This window comes from Actinotalea sp. C106, assembly GCF_023630195.1.
In the GTDB taxonomy this organism is placed as follows: Bacteria; Actinomycetota; Actinomycetes; order Actinomycetales; family Cellulomonadaceae; genus Actinotalea.
Window position 1 is genome coordinate 1 of the sequence record NZ_JALPKN010000414.1, and the last position, 2,082, is coordinate 2,082.

Below are 2,082 nucleotides of genomic sequence, written 5' to 3' on the forward strand. Positions count from 1 at the left end.
GCGACCGGGCGTGACCTCGGCCCGGGTCGTCGCCCGGGCACGTGTGCGGCAGGGCTGGGCACGCGTCCGTCGGGCGTTCGTCCCGGTGCTCCTGGCGAGCGCCGCGGCAGGGCTGGCCTGGGCGATCGCCCACCACGTGCTCGGCCACCCCTACCCGTTCTTCGCCCCCGTCTCGGCATGGGTCGCGCTCGGGTTCACGGCCGACCGTCAGCTGCGCCGCGTGGCCGAGCTCGCGATCGGCGTCGCCGTCGGGGTGCTGCTGGGTGACCTGCTGGTGCACGTGATCGGCAGCGGGGCCGTACAGATCGCCGTCGTCCTGGCTGCTGCGGGGCTCGTCGCCCGGTTCATCGACCGCGGGGCCCTGCTCGCGACCCAGGCCGGGGTCCAGGCCATCGTCATCGTGGGGCTGCCGGCGGCGCAGTCGGGCGGCCCGGTCGACCGGTGGGTCGACGCCCTGGTCGGTGGGGGAGTCGCCCTCGTGGCAGCCGCGCTGTGGCCCCAGGACCCGCGCCGCCGGATCCGGTCCCTCGCGGAGGAGGGCATCCAGGAGATCACCGAGGTCGTGAGCCTGCTCGGGCGCGGCCTGGTCCGTGGTGACGAGGAGGACGTCGAGGAGGCCCTCGTGCGGGGCCGTGCCTCGCAGCCCGTGCTCGACCAGTGGCGCTCGGAGGCGGCCAACGCCCGGCAGAACGCCCGGGTCTCCCCGACCAACCGTCGGCACCGGGGTGAGCTGGGTGACCTCGAGACCGCTGCGGTGCGGGCCGACCGTGCCATGCGCAACGCCCGGGTGCTGTCCCGCCGCTGCGCGATGCTCGTGCGTGACGGCCACGAGGTCGACCGGCTGGCCGAGCTGGTCCTCGAGCTCTCGACCGCCTGCCACGACCTGGGTGACGCGCGCGGGGCCGGTGCGGTGCCCACCCAGGCCCGCGAGCGGCTCGCCGTCGTCGCGCGGGCCTGCGACCCGTGGGAGGTCTCCCCGGACGACTGGCAGGTGCAGGGCGTGGTGCTCCTGCTGCGCTCCCTGGTGGTCGACCTGCTCGAGGTCGCGGGCACCGAACCGGGGGTCGCGCGGGGCCTGCTGCCCGACATCTGAGATGGCCCCCGCCTGTCCCTCATGTCCCGGGATGTCCGTCCCGATCCCTGGAGGGTGACCCTCGTCGACGTGCTCGAGCCCCGGGACCGGGTGGCGGCCGGTCGGGTCGCGGCGACCCTGACCGCGATCGGTGCTGTCGTGCTCGTCGCCTACGAGGGGTACAACGTCGTGATCGACCGGGTCGGGAGCAGCCCGACCTCCTTCGCGGTGTGCGTCGTGGCTGCTGTCGCGCTGCTCCTCACGGCCATCTCCTTCCGGCGGCGGCCCCTGCAGATGCCGCGGGTCACCTTCCTCGCCCTGCCGGTGGTCGCGACCTTCGTCGTGACCGGGTTCAACCTCTGGACCCAGGACGCGAGCACCGCGGCACGGTTCAGCCTCACCTTCGCGGTGGTCTACGCGGGTGGGTACCTGCGCGCCCCCGCGGCCTGGTTCGTCATGGTGGTCGCGACGGTGTGCGACGCCGTGGTCGTCCTCACGGTCCTGCCGCCCGGCGCGGTGGCCTCCGAGCTGGTGATCGCCTCGGTGGCCTTCGGTGCGCTGACCGGCGTGCTGGTCAGCGCGGGCAGGCGCAACGAGGACCTGGTCGCCGAGCTGAACCGGTGGGCGACGATGGACTCGCTGACCGGTCTCGCCAGCCGGCGCGCCTTCGAGCAGGCGGCCCGCGAGGCGCTCGAGTCCCCGGACCAGCAGCGCGGGACGGGGCTGCTGGTGATCGACCTCGACCGCTTCAAGGAGCTCAACGACGCGCACGGGCACCCCGCGGGGGACGCGGCGCTGGTCCACGTCGGACAGGTGCTCCGCGGCCACGTGCGGCCGCAGGACGTGGTCGGTCGGCTCGGGGGAGACGAGCTCGCGGTGCTCCTGCCCGAGGTCGACGGCCAGGCCCTGCGCCACCGGGCCGAGGCCCTGCGGCACGCGGTCCAGGCCGAGCCTCTGGTCTGGGAGGGCGTGGCGGTGCCCCTCTCGCTGAGCGCCGGCGGGGCGCACGT

2 protein-coding genes are annotated in these 2,082 nt (G+C 75.0%); both read left to right on the forward strand.

The window, feature by feature from the left end:
* Window positions 1–1,093: aromatic acid exporter family protein (locus tag L0B03_RS17035; protein WP_284501955.1), on the forward strand; the 1,093-nt coding region annotated here is incomplete at its 5' end.
* A 54-nt stretch (window positions 1,094–1,147) separates the two neighbouring features.
* Window positions 1,148–2,082: GGDEF domain-containing protein (locus L0B03_RS19645; RefSeq protein WP_250448087.1), on the forward strand; the 935-nt coding region annotated here is incomplete at its 3' end.